Annotated in this window: 17 protein-coding genes and 1 rRNA gene; 8 read left to right on the top strand and 10 right to left on the bottom strand. The window is 41.5% G+C overall.

The window, feature by feature from the left end; genetic code table 11:
- Positions 1-23 precede the first annotated feature (23 nt).
- Positions 24-137 (top strand): 5S ribosomal RNA (gene rrf / locus G561_RS0108850).
- Positions 138-244: 107 nt separating this feature from the next.
- Here rrf and G561_RS0108845 read toward each other — a convergent pair.
- Positions 245-511 carry a DUF1289 domain-containing protein gene (locus G561_RS0108845; RefSeq protein ID WP_028859231.1) on the bottom strand — a complete coding sequence of 89 codons (267 nt, stop codon included), beginning with the start codon at positions 509-511 and terminating at the stop codon, positions 245-247.
- Positions 512-699: 188 nt separating this feature from the next.
- Here G561_RS0108845 and G561_RS0108840 point away from each other — a divergent pair, with 188 nt between their 5' ends.
- The 3 genes from G561_RS0108840 (at position 700) to G561_RS0108830 (ending at position 4,057) form a co-directional block, all read left to right on the top strand.
- Positions 700-1,326, top strand: a complete 627-nt coding sequence (locus tag G561_RS0108840) for a YqiA/YcfP family alpha/beta fold hydrolase (RefSeq protein WP_028859230.1) — start codon at positions 700-702, stop codon at positions 1,324-1,326.
- Positions 1,327-1,455: 129 nt separating this feature from the next.
- Positions 1,456-3,345 (top strand): DNA topoisomerase IV subunit B, encoded by a 1,890-nt coding sequence (parE, locus tag G561_RS0108835; RefSeq protein ID WP_028859229.1) that lies wholly within the window; start codon positions 1,456-1,458, stop codon positions 3,343-3,345.
- Positions 3,346-3,391: 46 nt separating this feature from the next.
- A complete protein-coding gene (locus G561_RS0108830; protein WP_028859228.1) occupies positions 3,392-4,057 on the top strand; it encodes a lysophospholipid acyltransferase family protein in 666 nt (221 codons plus the stop codon).
- A 134-nt stretch (positions 4,058-4,191) separates the two neighbouring features.
- Here the strand turns inward: G561_RS0108830 and G561_RS0108825 are convergent, their stop codons facing one another.
- Complete coding sequence (locus G561_RS0108825) at positions 4,192-4,869, bottom strand: SDR family NAD(P)-dependent oxidoreductase (RefSeq protein ID WP_028859227.1); 678 nt, start codon at positions 4,867-4,869, stop codon at positions 4,192-4,194.
- A 213-nt stretch (positions 4,870-5,082) separates the two neighbouring features.
- Positions 5,083-6,654, bottom strand: coding sequence for a mechanosensitive ion channel (locus G561_RS0108820; protein WP_028859226.1), 1,572 nt, complete (start codon positions 6,652-6,654; stop codon positions 5,083-5,085).
- 710 nt (positions 6,655-7,364) lie between these two features.
- Here G561_RS0108820 and G561_RS0108815 point away from each other — a divergent pair.
- Entirely contained in the window at positions 7,365-8,123 is a 759-nt protein-coding gene (locus tag G561_RS0108815) for an FKBP-type peptidyl-prolyl cis-trans isomerase N-terminal domain-containing protein (protein WP_028859225.1), read from the top strand.
- Between the two features lie 73 nt (positions 8,124-8,196).
- Here G561_RS0108815 and argA read toward each other — a convergent pair whose 3' ends face one another.
- Positions 8,197-9,519: an amino-acid N-acetyltransferase gene (gene argA / locus G561_RS0108810; protein ID WP_028859224.1), complete on the bottom strand. Its 1,323-nt coding sequence runs from the start codon at positions 9,517-9,519 to the stop codon at positions 8,197-8,199.
- A 381-nt stretch (positions 9,520-9,900) separates the two neighbouring features.
- Between argA and G561_RS15000 the strand changes: the two genes are divergently transcribed.
- Complete coding sequence (locus tag G561_RS15000; protein WP_028859223.1) at positions 9,901-10,482, top strand: hypothetical protein; 582 nt, start codon at positions 9,901-9,903, stop codon at positions 10,480-10,482.
- Between the two features lie 140 nt (positions 10,483-10,622).
- On the opposite strand, the gene G561_RS0108800 is transcribed toward G561_RS15000, so the two are convergent.
- Positions 10,623-11,618, bottom strand: a complete 996-nt coding sequence (locus G561_RS0108800) for a patatin-like phospholipase family protein (protein WP_028859222.1) — start codon at positions 11,616-11,618, stop codon at positions 10,623-10,625.
- Positions 11,608-12,498: a CBS domain-containing protein gene (locus G561_RS0108795; RefSeq protein WP_028859221.1), complete on the bottom strand. Its 891-nt coding sequence runs from the start codon at positions 12,496-12,498 to the stop codon at positions 11,608-11,610. The genes G561_RS0108800 and G561_RS0108795 overlap by 11 nt, the downstream gene beginning before the upstream one ends.
- 184 nt (positions 12,499-12,682) lie before the next feature.
- Between G561_RS0108795 and G561_RS0108790 the strand changes: the two genes are divergently transcribed.
- Positions 12,683-13,894 (top strand): Lnb N-terminal periplasmic domain-containing protein, encoded by a 1,212-nt coding sequence (locus tag G561_RS0108790; protein WP_028859220.1) that lies wholly within the window; start codon positions 12,683-12,685, stop codon positions 13,892-13,894.
- A gap of 8 nt (positions 13,895-13,902) precedes the next feature.
- Here G561_RS0108790 and G561_RS0108785 read toward each other — a convergent pair whose 3' ends face one another.
- The 3 genes from G561_RS0108785 to G561_RS0108775 form a co-directional block, all read right to left on the bottom strand.
- Complete coding sequence (locus tag G561_RS0108785) at positions 13,903-14,610, bottom strand: metal-dependent hydrolase (RefSeq protein WP_028859219.1); 708 nt, start codon at positions 14,608-14,610, stop codon at positions 13,903-13,905.
- A 249-nt stretch (positions 14,611-14,859) separates the two neighbouring features.
- Positions 14,860-15,153, bottom strand: a complete 294-nt coding sequence (locus G561_RS0108780; protein WP_028859218.1) for a 4a-hydroxytetrahydrobiopterin dehydratase — start codon at positions 15,151-15,153, stop codon at positions 14,860-14,862.
- A gap of 155 nt (positions 15,154-15,308) precedes the next feature.
- Positions 15,309-15,590: a GNAT family N-acetyltransferase gene (locus G561_RS0108775; protein ID WP_051584472.1), complete on the bottom strand. Its 282-nt coding sequence runs from the start codon at positions 15,588-15,590 to the stop codon at positions 15,309-15,311.
- 377 nt (positions 15,591-15,967) lie between these two features.
- On the opposite strand from G561_RS0108775, the gene ettA reads away from it, so the two are divergent.
- Positions 15,968-17,629 carry an energy-dependent translational throttle protein EttA gene (gene ettA, locus G561_RS0108770; RefSeq protein ID WP_028859216.1) on the top strand — a complete coding sequence of 554 codons (1,662 nt, stop codon included), beginning with the start codon at positions 15,968-15,970 and terminating at the stop codon, positions 17,627-17,629.
- A gap of 119 nt (positions 17,630-17,748) precedes the next feature.
- Here the strand turns inward: ettA and G561_RS0108765 are convergent, their stop codons facing one another.
- A complete protein-coding gene (locus G561_RS0108765; RefSeq protein ID WP_028859215.1) occupies positions 17,749-17,994 on the bottom strand; it encodes a YheV family putative metal-binding protein in 246 nt (81 codons plus the stop codon).

Here is a 17,994-nt window from a genome sequence, read left to right as displayed (position 1 = left end):
CAACTCATATCTATACCCCCTTTGCTGACGACAATAGCACGATGGAACCACCTGATCCCTTCTCGAACTCAGAAGTGAAACATCGTAGCGCCGATGGTAGTGTGGTTCGCCCATGTGAGAGTAGGTCATCGTCAGCTCCCTATACCTAAAAGCCCCCGCAACTTATGTTGCGGGGGCTTTTTCTTTGTGCACGATTTCTAGATATTTGTGCACATGCTTATTTATAACTTATCTAGTTCTGTAATTAATCTTGAAATAGATCTCCAATCTCTACATCTTGCTCGAAATCCAATTCCATTTGTTGTCTTTGACGCTGACGCATTTGCTCGATTCTTTTTTTCCGACCCACAATAAGTCTCAACACCTCTCTTTTCTCTTCATTAGTCATTTTTAACCATAATTGACGCTCTTGACGACTGCGCAAGCAACCAAAGCAATAGCCTTTTTTATTGCTTTGGCAAACCCCGATACAGGGGTTTTCAATTTCGAACAGCTCAATTTGATCAAACATGACTTTTATACCGTCCCTGCCTTAAGGTCCTATATTAAGTGACTCACTTTTATTACAGACTAAGGACCTGAAGTTGGTTATAACCCCTAGTAGAATAAGCTTTTGTGCATTAAGCAATTTTAGCATGATTCCTTTGTAGCTTTCATTCGTGATAATCTTGCTTAAACTATTAAAGATAAGGATTTGATATGAAAGTAATATATATTCATGGTCTTGATAGCACCGCAAATTCGGTAAAAGGTGTGTTGCTGGAGAAATATTGCAGGGCTCATTATCCTGATATTGAAATTATTAGACCCGATTTGAATCAAGCCCCTAACGAGGTATTTGATCGATTGTGTGAATTGGTGCAACAAGAGCAAAAAGCGGATAGGAAGGTGGCAGTAATGGGCAGCTCTTTAGGGGGCTATTTTGCCAGCTTAGTTAGTAATGAGACCGGTTGCCCTGCTGTACTATTAAACCCCAGTACTAAGCCTCATATTAGCTTACAGCGCTTCGTTGACGACAAAGTAATAGATACTATTGCTTGTGATGATAGCGCTGCTACAGTGATTTATCGAACTACTGGAGGCTGGGCAATGACATTACAGGACTTAGATTGGTTTACAGCTCATAAATTGCAGCAGATAACTTATCCTGAGAAAGTTTTTGCAGTGATCAAACAAGGAGATGAGTTACTAGATCCCAAAGTGGCCACTGATTTTTATCAGTCTCAAGGAGTAGAAGTGGCTTTACAACCTGGAGGTGACCATCGTATGACAGATTTTGAGCAACAGTTGCCTATTATTATGGAGTATTTATTGTCTCAGCAGTAGTCACTATTACGGACGTGCCTTCTTTGCGTCACATGCTGTCGTTAATACGCCTGCTAGTCCCCTATGCCTTCCGATATTAGTTATAATATGGTTCATAATTAAAAGCTTAATTAAGCAAAGGATATTATTGTGAGCAATTACACAGCACAGTCACTTGAAGTTTTAGAAGGTCTTGAGCCTGTACGCCGTCGTCCTGGTATGTACACTGACACTACCCGTCCAAATCACTTGGCACAAGAGGTGATAGATAACTCAGTGGACGAGGCTTTAGCGGGCCATGCTAAAACGATCAAGGTACAACTGCATGAGGATGGTTCATTATCAGTGGAAGATGATGGACGCGGGATGCCCACAGATATTCATCCTGAATTTAAGCAAACTGGTATTGAAATTATTTTAACCCGTCTACATGCTGGCGGTAAATTTAATACCAGTAATTATCAAGTATCTGGGGGATTACACGGAGTCGGTATCTCAGTAGTTAACGCCCTCTCAAAGCGAGTTGAGGTTACTGTCTGGCGTGATGGTATCCAGTATGATATTGCTTTTGAGAATGGGGTTGCTGTCACAAAATTAGTAGAATCAGTGAGTCCTAACAAACGCAAAAAAGGTACCAAGGTTCGTTTTTGGATTGATGAAACCTTTTTTGATACCCCTAAATTTAGTGTCAAACAGCTTAAACATAACCTGAAGGCAAAAGCGGTGCTAGCAGCTGGCTTAACCATAGAGTTTTATGATGAAGCCAATAAAGATAAAGTGGTCTGGCAGTTTACCGATGGCGTGGTTGAGTATCTAAACGAGCAACTTGATGGGCTAGAGACATTACCGCCTGAGCCATTTTACTTCTCTTATGATGCCAAAGAAGGAGAGCGTTCAGGGGTTACTTTTGCCTTGTCGTGGTTACCTGAAGGGGGCAACCCTATTCAAGAAAGCTATGTTAACCTGATTCCCACAGCCCAAGGGGGAACTCATGTTAATGGCTTACGTACCGGTATTTTAGAAGCACTACGTGAGTTTTGTGAGATTCATAACTTATTACCCCGCAATGTTAAGTTAACCGGTGAAGATGTCTGGGATGGGGTGAACTATATCCTATCTCTGAAGTTCTCAGAGCCGCAGTTCTCAGGGCAAACCAAAGAACGTTTATCAAGTCGAGAGGCAGCAGGTGCGGTACAGGCACAAGCCAAAGATGCCTTTAGCTTGTGGTTAAACCAACACGCAGAATTAGGCACGCAAATTGCTGAGTTGGCTATCTCCAAAGCTGGTAAACGTTTAAAGTCAGCTAAGAAAGTAGCTCGTAAAAAGATTACTCAGGGGCCAGCACTACCAGGTAAGTTGGCGGATTGCCGAGGCGGTATCAGAGAAGGAGCTGAACTATTTTTGGTAGAGGGTGATTCAGCTGGGGGTAGTGCCAAACAGGCACGTGACCGTCATTTCCAGGCTATTTTACCCCTGCGTGGTAAGATTCTGAATACTTGGGAAGTCTCACCTGATACTGTACTCTCAAGCCGTGAGATCCATGATATTGCTATTGCTATTGGGGTAGACCCAGCATCTGATGATTTATCAGAGCTGCGTTACGATAAGATCTGTATTTTGGCTGATGCTGACTCTGATGGTCTGCATATTGCGACTTTAATTTGTGCGCTATTTGTCAAACATTTTCCAGCGTTAGTTGATGCGGGTCACTTGTTTGTAGCAATGCCGCCCCTATATAGAATTGATATAGGCAAAGAAGTTCACTATGCACTTGATGAAAGTGAACTTGAGCATATATTAAGTAAGGTGCCTGGCAATAAAAAACCACAAATTACTCGATTTAAAGGTTTGGGTGAGATGAGTCCCGAGCAGCTGCGTGAAACCACTATGAACCCAGATACACGTAGATTAGTACAGCTGGACATGGATGATATGCAGTTGACCAACAGCGTTATGGATATGTTGTTGGCGAAGAAAAGGGCCTCTGATCGTAAGACCTGGCTGGAGAGTAAGGGAGATCTTGCTGAGATTATGGTTTAAGCCAGTACCAATCAATTTAGAAAATTAAATGTAGGGACACAGCTTAATGTCTAATAATGATACATCAAAAAACGAATCAGCAGCCAAGTTAAGGCAGCTAACCCATAAAAGCTTAGGCGATAAAGTACCAAGACGTGGCGGAAGTATTGCACCACCTATTGCTCGGCGTTTGTTTAAACTTATGGGCTGGAAGGCTGTTGGTGAAATTCCTAATGTGCCAAAAGCGGTATTTCTAGCACTGCCACACACCTCAAATTTTGATGGATTGTATGCGATACCTTTAGTTCTAGGCTTGGACTTAGACATTAATATTATGGGAAAAGACAGCTTGTTTAAGTATCCTGTCTTGGCTCGTTTCTTTAAGTGGGCCGGCATCATTCCTATTAACCGCAGTAAAAAGGGCTCAGTACTACAAGCAACTATTGATCGCTTAAAGTCGAGTGAGTCATTGTATTTGGGGTTAGCGCCAGAGGGAACTCGAAACTATACTGATAAGTGGAAGACAGGTTTTTATTATATTGCTGAAGGCGCTCAAGTGCCTATTATTCCTGTAGCTATGGATTATAAAACCAAAGAGATTCGGTTTTTAAAGCCGGTGTACACCACAGGTGATTATGATAAAGACCTGGTGAAAATTGTTGAGCAGTATAAAGGGGTAGTGCCTAAGTATCCAGAAAAAATGTCAAAGCCCTTAAGAGATATCAATAAATAAACATCGGATGCAACAGCTTGATCAATGAATTTACTGCAAAAAAAGACCTATCTAAATATAGATAGGTCTTTTTTTAGGTTCAAATAAATAAAAATTTAAGAGCAATACAAAATAGTTGAATACAACAAAACAGGCTAGTCAGTTAAAGCCAATCCGCCATCAACAGCTAGCGTGGCTCCAGTAATCATACAAGCATCGTTACTGGATAGAAATAAAATGGCTTCACTAATTTCATTCATTTCGACCAATCTACCTAGCGCACTTTGATCAACAAACAGTTTCACATTATCAACATCATCGCTGTCTTCTGTTGTTAGCCCAGCATGTACGCCATTGACTCTAATGCCTTGTGGTCCTAGCTCATGAGCCAGTTGTTTATTATATTTTTCTAGGTCTGCTTGGGTCTGCTTATAGCTTTCTATCGACCAACTGGCACTGGTATCGGATAATAAAGACACATTCACGATACTACCTTTAGTCTTTGACAACTCTGTCAAAAGCACCTGACTAAATTCAATTTCAGTATTAATGTTTATCACAGTATCAATTCTATTATATTTTTCTACAATATGTGAGACTAGCCTTTCACTATGCTCTTCGTTGGTAATGTCACCAGTGACTGCTAAGTGATTACCGCTATTTATCCAAGTGTGGTCTTCAGGAAGCTCACTAGCTATGTATTTAAGTACTTTGCTATTGCGCCCTAGTAATACAACGTTACCGCCTTCTCGGGCTATCTCTAAAGCCGTAACTCGGCCTATGCTAGAGTCTGCACCTGTAATAACAATAACCTTGTCATTAAATCGCTTCATATCTTTTTAACCTATGTATGTAAAATTTTAGTAGTGACTATGATTTTGACAAGAAAAGAGGGTTATAGCAACCGCCATATTAAGGGTTTGAGTAACGGGGTAAATTTGAGTAAAACTATTCTCATATCGCTTTGGTATTAAAAAAGGCAACCTAGAAAGGCTGCCTTTTTTTGAATTGTAAAATTTATTATTACAGAATCGATCTATTAATTATTACTGATCATCTGAATTAGGAATTGAGGGCTCATCACCTGAAATAGTAGTGATTGAAGGCTCTTTACCAGTTTCTTTTGCAGTATTAGCAATGGCTTTTTCAGCTTTTGCTTTTTCAGCTTCAGTTTCTGCTTTGTCTTGTAGCTTACGTAAGAAGCGAGCAGCAGCTTCTTGACCACCAAGACCGAATGATAGAGCGAAGGCAACAGCCACGGCACCCAAAGTAAGACCAAAGGCTAGATTTACGATAGAATCTGCAATACCCATCGCTTTTAGACCCATTGCAAGCACAAGGCCCATAATAAGTACACGAACGATGTTGGCTAAAAACTGTGAGCCTTTATCAGAACGCTCAACCACACCAGCGATGATGTTGGCTAACCAGAAACCGATAAATAGGATAATAGCGCCTAAGATAATGTCAGCACCAAATGCGATGAACATAGTGATGATGCCACTGATTTGTTCAAAGCCTAGTAAGTCTGCAGCTAAAATACCAGCAAACAACATAGCAAAGAAGATGATGGCATAACCAACAAGATCTGAAACTTGAGTGTCACCCATTGCACTGTCTAGACCCACCTTAGCAGGAAGGGCGTTAATGGTAGTGTTTTCAAGTAAACCTTTAACCACATTAGCCACCATTTTCATGATGTAGTAAGTGATAATTAAAATGGCTGCAGCAGTAAAGATGTTTGGTAGAGCACTCATAATCTTGTTCAGCATATTAGTAGCTGGACGAGAGATTACTTCAATATTCAGTGCATCTAGAGCGATAATTGTGGTTGGAATGATTACCAATAAAAAGGCTAGAGAACCTGCAATGTTAGGTAAGCTGTTTTCGCGGTTATTACTAATACCTGCTTTTTCAGCAAAGCCTTGTAGGTTTAGGCTAGTTACCATGTTAGCTACGATACCACGGACAATTTTTGCCACAATATAGCCCACAAAGAACACAACGCCGGCCATGAATAGGTTAGGAATATAGCCAATTGCTTTGTTTAGCATATTAGTTAATGGGGCAAATAAACCATCTAACTGTAGTTGACCCAGTACGATAACTAATACAAACAGCAGGATAACCCAGTAAACCATATCAGCAATAGTATTGCTCATAGGTTGTACACCAGCTTCAGCACTTAATTTTTCATCAAGTGTAGTCTTTGACAAAGCGGTATTGATGGCAGTGCGAGCCACTGTAGCCACTACCCAACCAATTACACCGATGATAACGGCACCGATTAATGTCGGAATGAAAGATAAAACGCTATCAATCATATTGGCAAATGGGGCAGAGATTGCATTTAGGCTTAACATACTCAATGCACCAGAGATGGCCATTAAGAATACAAACCAAAAAACGACCTTTGAAATTATATTTTCAATGTCATAGGCTTTGCCTGTTGAAGTGTTCATACGTTGGTTTAAATTAACGCGAGCTAGCAAATTGCGAACAACACCGGCCAGTGCCATAGCAATTAACCAACCAATAACGAATACCAAAATGGCTGCGATAATCGAGCCAATCGGTCCGCCTAAGTTGTTATTAAACCAAACAAACATGTTGTCCATGCTGTTTCTCCTGTAATGTAATTCAATAAATGGGCTTGTAAAGAGTCCCGGTATCTACTTTTGTATTTTTAAGTTTAAGTATCAAAATAAGCTTAATTACCTAGGCCATTAAAAAGTAAATTATTAATTTTAATGGCCTAAATAAACTATAGCTTACAAGTTTTACAACAAAAAATGTGGATTTTATTAAAAAATCTATTTACACCAATTAATAAGTCAAAACCTTTCGCATCTTATTGCAGCTAGTCATGACTTATATTAGGTATAAAGTAAAGTTAGTTAACGTCACCACTTTATCGGATTAGACAGCAATAATAAATAGCTTTTATTCATAAAAATTTAAAGTTATGTGAGAAGTTGTGACATATACCAACTTTGTTAACATTTTCTATACAGTACAAAGACAAAATAAATTCGGCTAATGGTGATTAATCTACAATTTTGATACTATGTACGGCGATATTATAAAAAACATATAGCGTCATTTTTATTACAATTGTCCTGTGATACTTTTTGCTATAAAAGTTAAAATAGCAAGATTAAGTGAATCCACAGTCGGCTATAGAAATTGGTTATAGATAAAATAGTCTATTAGCATTTTATTTGAATATTAGCCCGCTTTATTAGCTGATTGTTCTCACTAAAGATTATTCTCACTAAAATAGTTATTCCTACTAAAATAGTTATTCCCACTAAAATAGAGTTTATATATGAATAAAGTAATGATCCCTAAGTTTTTAGCAGTAGCCCTAGCCAGTACTCTTGCCTTTGGTTGTGCAAACAATGGCAATAAATCTGACCAAAGTAGCTCAAGCTCAACGGTGACTGAAAAGAGTACGGACCTTGAAAAGGTAGGTTACAGCATTGGTTATGCTACTGCCGAAAGTTACAAAGAGTCATTGGATGATTTAAATCTAGATACCTTTGAGATGGGGTTTCGTGATGCTTATGACGGCAAAGAAGCGGTTTTAACCAAAGAGCAAATGCAAGAGGTTATGACCAAGTACGAAGAAAAGAAACAAGCTGAAATGATGGAGAAGATGAAGCAGGATGCGGTTACTAATAAAGCAGCTGGTGATAAATTCTTAGCAGAAAATGCGAAAAAAGAAGGCGTGAAAACCACAGCTTCTGGTCTGCAGTATAAAGTGCTTAAGCAAGGTACTGGTAAGCCTGTTGCAGGTAGTGAAATGGTTAAGATTAACTATGAAGGTAAGCTGCTTGACGGTACCGTTTTTGATAGCTCATATGACAGAGGTGAGCCAGTTATATTCCCAGTAGAGGGTATGATTCCAGGCTTCACTGAAGGCTTAAAGCTGATGAAAGAAGGTGGTACTTATGAGCTATATATTCCAGCCGACCTAGCTTATGGTGAAACTGGTAATGCCGGTATTGATCCTAATAGCACGTTAATCTTCAAAGTAGAAATGATTGAAGTTAATCCTAAAATGCCTGCGCAGCCAGCTCAATAACAGCATTGGCAATCAGATTGTAATAAAAAAACACCTGCTTTAAGCAGGTGTTTTTTTGGTTAGAAAATATGGTTTACAGTTTCTTTTTGAACACTTTAGAGTTACGGCCATTGTGGTAAGAGGTACGGCGTGGCTCAGGTAGAGCATCTGCATCGACTTCGACGAATCCTTGCTCCACAAACCAGTGTGCTGTTCGGGTAGTCAAAGCAAATAAGTGATGACGACCATGACTGCGGGCCTGCTGTTCTAAAAAGGCCAGTAAATCAGCGCCACGACTGCCGTTGCGATAGTCCGGGTGGATGGCAATAGAGGCGACCTCAGCGGAATCTTCATCTAAGGGATATAGAGCAGCACAGCCTAAGATCATGCCATCACGTTCAATAACGCTATATAGTTCAATCTCTTGTTCCAAACGCTCACGAGAACGCTGTACCAAGATGCCTTGCTCTTCTAAAGGCGAGAGTAATTCAATCAAGCCAACCACATCATCAATTGTGGCTCGGCGAATTTCTTCGTAAGGATCATGGCTGATTAGAGTGCCAGAACCATCTCGGGTGAATAGCTCTTCTAGTAAAGCACCGTCTTGTGCATAAGAGATGATGTGAGTACGGTGAATGCCTTCACGACAAGCTTGGGCAGCACAGTGTAAGAAGTAGTAAATTTCACGATCTAGGTCACGGTCTCTTAAGAAGCGATCGACTTCATTTGGGATCATGGCATGTAGCAAGCGACCTTCTTCATTAATTCCTGTTTCACCGCCCAAGAAGATCAGCTTGTCAGCATTAAGTGCTACAGCAGCTTTTAAGGCCACATCTTCACCCAACAAGTTAAAAATTTCACCAGTGGCAGAATAGCCCATAGATCCTAATATCACTATATGATTGTGAAGTAGGTTGTTTTTGATTGCCTCCACATCAATAGAGCGCACCTCCCCCGTCATCTGGTAGTCAACACCATCTCTGACACCATAAGGTCTCGCTGTAACGAAGTTCCCGGATACAGCATCGATACGTGAGCCATACATTGGGGAGTTGGCCAAACCCATAGAAAGTTGGGCTTCGATTTGCAGACGGATAGCACCCACAGCCTCTAAAATAGTTGGCATGGCTTCACGAGGGGTGACACGAATGTCATTATGTAGGGGGGAGTCAAACTCAAACTTAGCAAGGTTCTTTTCAATTTGCGGGCGAGCACCATGTACCAAAACCAGCTTAATACCTAAGCTATGCAGTAACGCAAAGTCATGAATTAAGTTGCTAAAATTGGGGTGATTAACCGCTTCACCGCCAAACATAATGACAAATGTTTTACCCCTATGGGTATTAATATATGGAGCGGAGTTACGGAACCAATGGACATAGTCAGGAGTTATTTGTGGCATAGCAGTGTCATTCATATTAAATATCACAATAGGCTTAAGGCGAATAGTAAGAAAATATACGCTTTTACGATAGCAAAAAATGCCAACTTGGGCTATCTTTATTTTACTAATCAAACTGTAGCAACTGACTTAATACAGCTTAATACAGACAGTTACGCCAATTTATTGCATACTAGCTGCTTTAAATTTGCTGTTAAATTTATACTGAAGTTGCTTGTATAATTTGAAGAGATAGAGTCCATTGGCTAGACTTACTTTATGCGCCAATAATTATATAGATAAAATGGGCATAAGGTCTTTAGGGTAGATATACTATGGCTGACATAGCTAAGGACCAAAATGTATACTGATTTTATTAACACTCCATAACCCCACTTAAAAAAGGAAAGGTATCTTATGAAATTTCATGCTTCAACTCGCGCTAAATTGGCCTCTAAGCTAGCTAATAAGACCGCTATTGCCTCATTAATGCTGGCAGGTAGCCTAAGCGCACAAGCTATGTTACCAACGCCAGCACCTGAAATGAGTAATCCAAGCAATGCCCAGAATGCCGCTGTTATGCAGCAAAGCCAAACCAATCAGGCCGGTAACGTAACTACCAAAACGGTAGCTGCCTTAGTGAGTGTTGATGCACAAGGTCAACCTGCTTTAAAGCCTATCGATGCCAATACTCGCTTAATAAAGGGTAATGTTATTGAGTATCACAGCTACTTCACAAATAACAGCTCAGATCGTATGCGCAATATGGTAGTAACCATGAGTATCCCTGATGAGGTGAAGCTGGTGGGTAAGCTTTCTCCAGAAAACGCGTATGCAAGTGTTGATGGTCAGAACTTCAGTCATGTTCCGTTACGTGGTCGTATTGATGGTCAAATGCAAGATGTACCTCTTGAGTTCTACAAGCACCTACGTTGGAATATCGAAGGTCTAGGCAAAAATGAAACTGCAGTGGTTAAGTACCGCGCTGTGGTTCGCTAATTTAGAGAAAACCGTTACTCAGGCTTAAGCGGTAAACGCTTAATCTAAAAGAGGCCCACAAATTGTGGGCCTCTTTTTTGTTGAGTAAGTTCTCTGTTGATTAATCTCTGTTCTGGAATTTACCTTATACCGCTCACGGCTTATTGTCGGTAGTAATCAGCCTCAGCTTTTGCAATAGCGGCTTTAATTGCTGGTAATTTCTGTTCAGTGGCTTTGACCCCTGCGGCGATTGCTTCTTCGCGATTGAGGGTGCTAATAGAGCTTATATTACTAACGTCAGGGCGAATAACGATATCAGCCCGAGATATCTCAGCACTGTTAATGGCTTCATAATTCTGGGTGTAAGGACCAGATCTATTAGTCGTAGCAGAGCTGTTATTCCTATAAGTGCTATAGCCTTGTTCAATAAGCGACCAGATACTTTTGTTGGCTGTGGCCTCAGTTTGAGAGGTATTGCCAGCTTGCAAATCTACAGCAATAACCAAGTCGGCTCCTAAAGCCTTAGCTGCATCCACTGGTACCATGCTGACCACACCACCATCGATATATTTTTTGCCAATTTGTCCAGAAGTCTTTGGGTCGGGAATACGAGGGGCTATAAAGACATTGGGCACACTGCTAGAGGCTTGTACTACCAAACCTGCTTCCCCTTCAGTAAACACCGCTTTTTTTAGGCTATGCTTCTCAGCGGCTACCGCTGCAAAGCGGATAGGAAAGGCTTGAATTGGCTTGTTATTGACTTGGGTATTAACGAAGTTACGAAGCTTGTGACCTTCGATAATACCTTGATAAGACACAGTAAAATCGGTCAGCTCACTATCAGCTGTGGTCACAGCGATAGACTCTAATTCAGCAGCCGACTTGCCACTGGCATAAATACTGCCCACAAAGCTGCCAACACTGGTGCCAACCACTAAATTTGGCGTGATGTGATTGGCTTCCAACGCTTTAATCACCCCTACATGAGCATAACCCTTCGCGCCACCACCGCCCAAAACTAGGGCAATAACGGGGCCGGCTGGTTGAGAGGTAGCCACCATCGGCTGCGTATCGGTGATTACGGTGCTACAGCCACTTAATAATAGGATAGATAGCCCCACCCAAGTTAGGCTAGGGGCAACGCAGTTATTCCTCATTGTATGAATCTTCAGCCACAGGAGTTAGTTCAAGCAGTTTAATAAATCGACCTTCGACATCAATCACTGAAATGTGCCAGCCTTGAGTGACCACGTGTTCGCCTTCTAACTCGCCCACATAGCCAAGTTCCTGCATTACTAGGCCACCCATGGTATCCACATCGGTATCATCAAAATTGGTATGTAGCTCCTCATTACAGTCTTCAATTAAAGTAGAGGCTTGTACAATCCAAGTATTGGGTTTTTCTGGATGCAGAATGATATTGTTAATATCACTGTCTTCGTCAAAATCGTCATGTTCATCGACAATATCACCAACGATTTCTTCCAGTAAATCTTCCATAGTGACCACACCCACCATGTTACCAAACTCATCTACCACCACGGCCATATGTACCTGGGTGCGCTGTAAAGAGCGTAATAAAGTGTCTGAGCGTGCTGTTTCGCTAATATATAGAGGCTGACGCACCAATGACTTTAAGCGAAAAGAGGTATCGACTCCCTCTTCTTGGCGAATGGTGTTAACCAATAAGGGAATTAAGTCTTTTGCCAATAAGATACCAATGACTGCATCATCATCCTGACTGTCAAAGACCGGATAGCGGGAGTGATTGGTCTCCATAATCATATCCATGATATCGCCTAGGGTGTCGTGTTCACGAATCCCTTCCACTTGTGGTCGTGGGGTCATAATTTCACGAACTTGAGTAGCAGGCAAATCCAGCACACCTTCAAGCATATCCACGGTATCAGGCTCTAAAAACTGACGCGAATCTTGTACTAATTTTATCAACTCATCACGAGTTTCAGGGGCAGTGTTTAACCAGCGCTTTAGGCCGCGCATCGACCAGCTGGCTGTGCCAGAATTGTCATCAGACATGGGGGAAGTATCACCTCGTATGGTTATTTAATTGCTCTCACTTTATCCCAAGGAAGCTTTATATTCAACGCCAAATCCCAATATTTTGATGGCTATTTTGTATTGTCCCTGTGTTGTATCATTTGCTAAGTTATATCGACTTAAATACACTTACCTCAATAAAGCTTTTGGGGTAGCCATAATCATGTCAAAAAACAGTATAGTTAGTAATAAAAACAACACTTTACCTTCTTCTAGTGCAGCCTCGCCTGGCGCAGCAAAAAAAGCTGTGGTTATCACCGCCAAGATTTTATTTTCTTTGGTTCTACTGATAGCGGCTCTATGGGCAGGACTTATATTTTGGGTGCATTTAGTAGATTATCCAATTCTACGTGGCATTGCCCTGACCCTTCTTGTGGTCTGTAGCTTAGTCACTCTAAGATCCAGCTTGAGTCAAAGCTTATATTGGCAAAGATGGTTGGCAGGGTTCGTCTCGTTATGGGTATTGCTAGCTATTTGGTTTGCCTGGTTACCCCCTAAGCAGGACCGACCCTGGATGGCGGAAGTAAGTCAAGTCTTACAGTTTACCCAAAGCGAGAGTAATCCAAATTTAATTACCTTACACAACGTGCGTAACTTTGACTGGGAACGGGCGCCTGGGGCTGAGAAGTTGGTGCAGCCAACACAGCCTTACTACTACAAAGCGGTAGAGAAAGGTGGCCAAGATGTGGTGGTGAATGAGCGCTGGAGTGAGCGGACGGTTGATCTTAGTAAGCTTAGCGGTGTTGATATCATCAACTCTTATTGGATGGGAGAGCAGATAGGACATACTTTATTAAGCTTTAGGTTTGAAGATGAGCGGCCGTTGAGTTTTTCAATTGAAATACGCAAAGAGCAAGACGAGTCCTTTTCAGCTTTCGGAGGCTTTGTAAAGCAGTTTGAGATGGCTGTGGTGGCCTCAGAGGAAAGAGATATTGTCTATACTCGCAGTAATGTACGCGGCGAGCAAGTGTATATGTTTCCTATTCAAGGCTTAAGCCAGCCGCAAGTACAGCAATTGTTTAGGGCTTATTTGCAGCAAGCAAAACAATTGCAGCAAGCTCCTAAGTGGTATAACACTTTGATAAGAAACTGTACTACGGTTATTTTTGATATGGCCCGTGCCATTGATGCAACAGACTTTCCGTGGGATTATCGAATCTTGATGTCAGGCTATGTGCCAAATTATTTGTATGATCAAGGATTGCTACCTGAGCAGCTCAATGGCAAAGCTCATCAGTGGGATATGGAGCAGTGGTATATCAACGCTCATATTAACCCTAAAGTGGCTAACTTTAGCTTTGAGGACAATCAGGACCCAGATGCCTATTCAGAAAAGGTGCGTCAAGGGCTGCCACAACCTAAGCTGGTGCCTTAGCCTTAAGCCTAGCGCATTAACACCTCTGGTAGTAATGAGTCCTTAATTAACCACCAAGTAATGGGATCATTGATCTTACGAAAGAAAGGATCGAAAGGAGGCGCAATAAAAATAAACATCAGCACTATAGCATACAGACCAAGGTAGTAATAACGCTGCGAGTCTTTATAAAACTTCATCGCTGTTCCCGAGGAGCGTTTCATACGGCGATTAAGTAAGTCGACGCTATAAGCTTCATCTAATCCTAGGTGAATCATGGAGCCTAAAAATAAGAATGCCCCATAAAACCAACTCACTATCGAAGAGGTGTCTAATAAGTAGTAATTAACACAGGTTAGACTCAGTGCCAATACCAACATATAAGGCACAGAGTGAATAATACCGCGGTGCACTGTTAGCTTAGTAAATATTGAAAACACTGCGTAGCGCATTATCAAATAACCCAGTACCCAAAGCAGTAACATAGACAGCAATGACAGCTCACTGCGCCAATGGATAATTAACGCAAATCCCGTTGCTAATGAGGCCAAGTCAAACCCCATTTTTATTGGAATAGAATTATCTGAGTCAATATCGGGAAGCAAGCCGCCAACTGTGCCAGCCAAGACACATAGCAAAAACTCATTTGCGTTTACCAAACCTGCTTTATAGGTTACTAAGCCCAAAATCCCACTGACTGCAAAGCCGCCAGTGAGATGGGTTCTAAAATTTGCCACGTATTGTTAACCTACTGATTGTCTAAATAAGATGAATTGTGAGGCATTAATAATAATGCCTTGTATGTATGACCAAAGTATTAGCAATAAGATAGGCAGCTATCGTGGTATTGAAAGCTGCCTATTTGCTTATTTAGTGAGGTATGAGCCGACAAGCTAGGTTTACTCTTTAAGTTAGGCTGTAAGCCAAGTTGGGAGGTAAGCCACTTTAAAGTCTACTAGTAGACTTCGATCGGCTCAGTGCCTAGCCTAAAAAGTCTTCTGCCGTAATATCTCTTCCATACGTTTAGCCAAACGAATATCATGACTTGAGATGCCATTTAAGTCGTTGGTGGTTAGACGTACATGAACCTCATTATAAATGTTGGTCCACTCTGGATGGTGCTCTAGCTCTTGGGCTCGAAACGCAGCCTGAACCATAAAGCTCATCGCTTCTACAAAGTCATGGAAGATAAAGGTCTTAACAATGGCATTACCTTCTTTACTCCAGCCCTCTAAATCCTGTAACTGTAACTCTACTTGAGCGTCGGTGAGATGGCTCATAAAGCCCTCCTAAATAAGTCAAAGATATCGATAGAATTATATAGCAGAGCACTGCTAAAACAGTCTCCAGTATATTATATATATTTTATGCAGATTGTGATGTCTAAGTGTGTGCTATTACTTAGATTTCTATAAGTCCTTTTACGTTAAGAGGCTTATTTTACTAGGTCTTGATACTCAACATGCTTGTCAATATAGGAGGCCACAAATGAGCACTGTGGAACCACTTTTTTGTTTTCACGACGGGCATAGTCTAGCGCATGTTTTACTAAAGCTGTGCCCACACCTTGACCACCCAGCTCTGCAGGGACAATGGTATGATCATAGACGATGCTATCGCCTTGGTCTTGATAGCTGATAAAACCAGTATAACCATTGATTGTGGTTTCAAAGCAGTTTTTATCGGTATTTTGGGTAATATTAATAGTCTGTTTCATAAATGATTCCTTCATCAATTAAGTGGGCTTACTCATAATCTTTATATTGTTAGTTGTTTTTGTACATTTTTAGCACATAAAGTATTAGTGAGTCAGCCACTTTTTTAATAGGTATAGTTGTAATCATCACTTTAGCATAAACTGCTAAAATTCATGCAGTATATTGTTATAACTTTTGAGCGCTAACGTAAACCAGAGCCGGCCTATGGCTTTAAGTGAGTGATAACTATCAATAACTTGTTTAATAGCAGTAAAGCCACAACATAAGATGATAACTGTAGGCCAATATGCGATAATGCCAGTTAATTCTGTATTCGATTTTTAATAGTTTTTTTAATTGCTTTTTTATAAGGCCTAACACTGATAATGGAGTCTTAATGGCACAATATATTTACACCATGAACAAGGTTTCAAAGATTATTCCGCCTAAGCGTGAAATCCTAAAAGACATTAGCTTGTCTTTCTTCCCTGGCGCCAAAATCGGGGTTTTAGGTATTAACGGAGCGGGTAAATCGACCTTACTACGCATTATGGCTGGCGTGGATACCGAATATAGTGGTGAAGCACGTGCGCAGCCAGGTATCAAGATTGGGTATCTGCCACAAGAGCCACAGCTGGATAACAGCAAGGATGTGCGTGGCAACGTTGAAGACGGTATGCGTGAAGCGCTAGATGCGCTAGAGCGTCTTGATGAGATCTATGCCGAGTATGCCGCCCCTGATGCTGACTTCGATAAGCTAGCTGAAGAGCAAGGCAAGATGGAAGACATCATCCAAGCTTGGGATGCGCATAACCTAAATACCCAGCTTGAGAAAGCAGCGGATGCGCTACGTCTGCCACCTTGGGATGCTGATGTAAGCAAACTATCAGGGGGTGAGAAGCGCCGTGTGGCACTTTGTCGCTTATTGTTATCACGTCCTGACATGTTGCTTCTTGACGAACCAACTAACCACTTAGACGCTGAGTCTGTAGCGTGGCTAGAGCAGTTCTTGAAGAACTTTAGCGGTACTATCGTTGCCATTACCCACGATAGATACTTCCTTGATAACGTGGCTGAGTGGATTCTTGAGCTTGACCGCGGCTATGGTTATCCTTATGAAGGTAACTACACTGAGTGGCTAGAGCAGAAGAATAAGCGTCTTGAAGAGCAGCAGAAGCAAGAAGAGTCATTTGCTAAAGCGCTTAAAAAAGAGCTTGAGTGGGTACGTAAAAACCAAAAAGGTCAGCAGGCCAAGTCTAAGTCTCGTATTCAGCGCTTTGAAGAGCTTAACTCAAAAGAATTCCAGCAGCGTAACGAAACTTCGGAAATCTATATTCCGCCTGGTCCTCGCTTAGGTAACAAAGTGATTGAGGTGAACAACATCTCAAAATCTTTTGGTGACCGTCTATTGTACGAAAACCTTAGCTTTAACGTTCCACCAGGGGCTATTGTAGGTATTATTGGTCCTAACGGTGCTGGTAAAACTACGCTGTTCAATATGATGACAGGCCTCGATAAACCAGACACAGGCACAGTAGAGCTGGGCGAGAGTGTGAAGGTTGCCTATGTTGGTCAGGTGCGTGATAACCTAGATGATAGCAAGACGGTTTGGGAAGAGGTTTCTGATGGTCTAGATATCATCAAAGTTGGTGATTATGAAACCCCAAGCCGCGCCTACATTGGCCGCTTTAACTTCAAAGGCCAAGATCAGCAAAAACTGGTAGGTAATCTATCAGGTGGTGAGCGTAACCGTCTGCAGTTAGCAAAAACCCTAAAACAGGGTGCCAACGTTATCTTACTGGATGAGCCATCAAACGACCTAGACGTAGAAACCTTACGTGCACTTGAAGATGCGATTCAGGTGTTCCCAGGCTCAGTATTGGTTGTATCGCACGACCGCTGGTTCCTTGACCGTATTGCGACGCACATCCTTGCGTTCGAGCCAGAAGGCCCAGTATGGTATGACGGTAACTACTCCGAGTACGAAGCTTATCGTAAGAAAACTTTGGGTGATGATGCTGGACCAAAACGCATGAAGTATAAGAAGATCTCAAGCTAATTTCAGGGTTTAATAAACTTGAGTGCTACAAAGCTTATAGCTTGATCAAGTGCTTCTATTAATAAAACAAAAGCCAGATACTATCATAGTATCTGGCTTTTTTATGGCTAAGATTTAATCTAGTCTAAAAACTTAACTGTGCCTGAAGTGCCGGTAGCCATGGCATCATTAGCTAAGTTATTTTTCTCAATAATCTCTTCAGGATCAGGTCGTCTTTCAATATGTCCGCAGTGAGTACACTCGATGTATTCATCGGCTTCAGGTTCAAATATTTGAACCTGAACGACTGCATCCATGGTCTGACATTTTGGGCAACTAACGCCCGCTAAGAACTGGCGTTTTGGTCGATTAGATTGATAGCGCAT

This window comes from Psychrobacter phenylpyruvicus DSM 7000 = NBRC 102152 (genome assembly GCF_000685805.1).
Classification (GTDB): domain Bacteria; phylum Pseudomonadota; class Gammaproteobacteria; order Pseudomonadales; family Moraxellaceae; genus Psychrobacter; species Psychrobacter phenylpyruvicus.
This window is presented reverse-complemented; position numbering and strand designations above follow the sequence as displayed.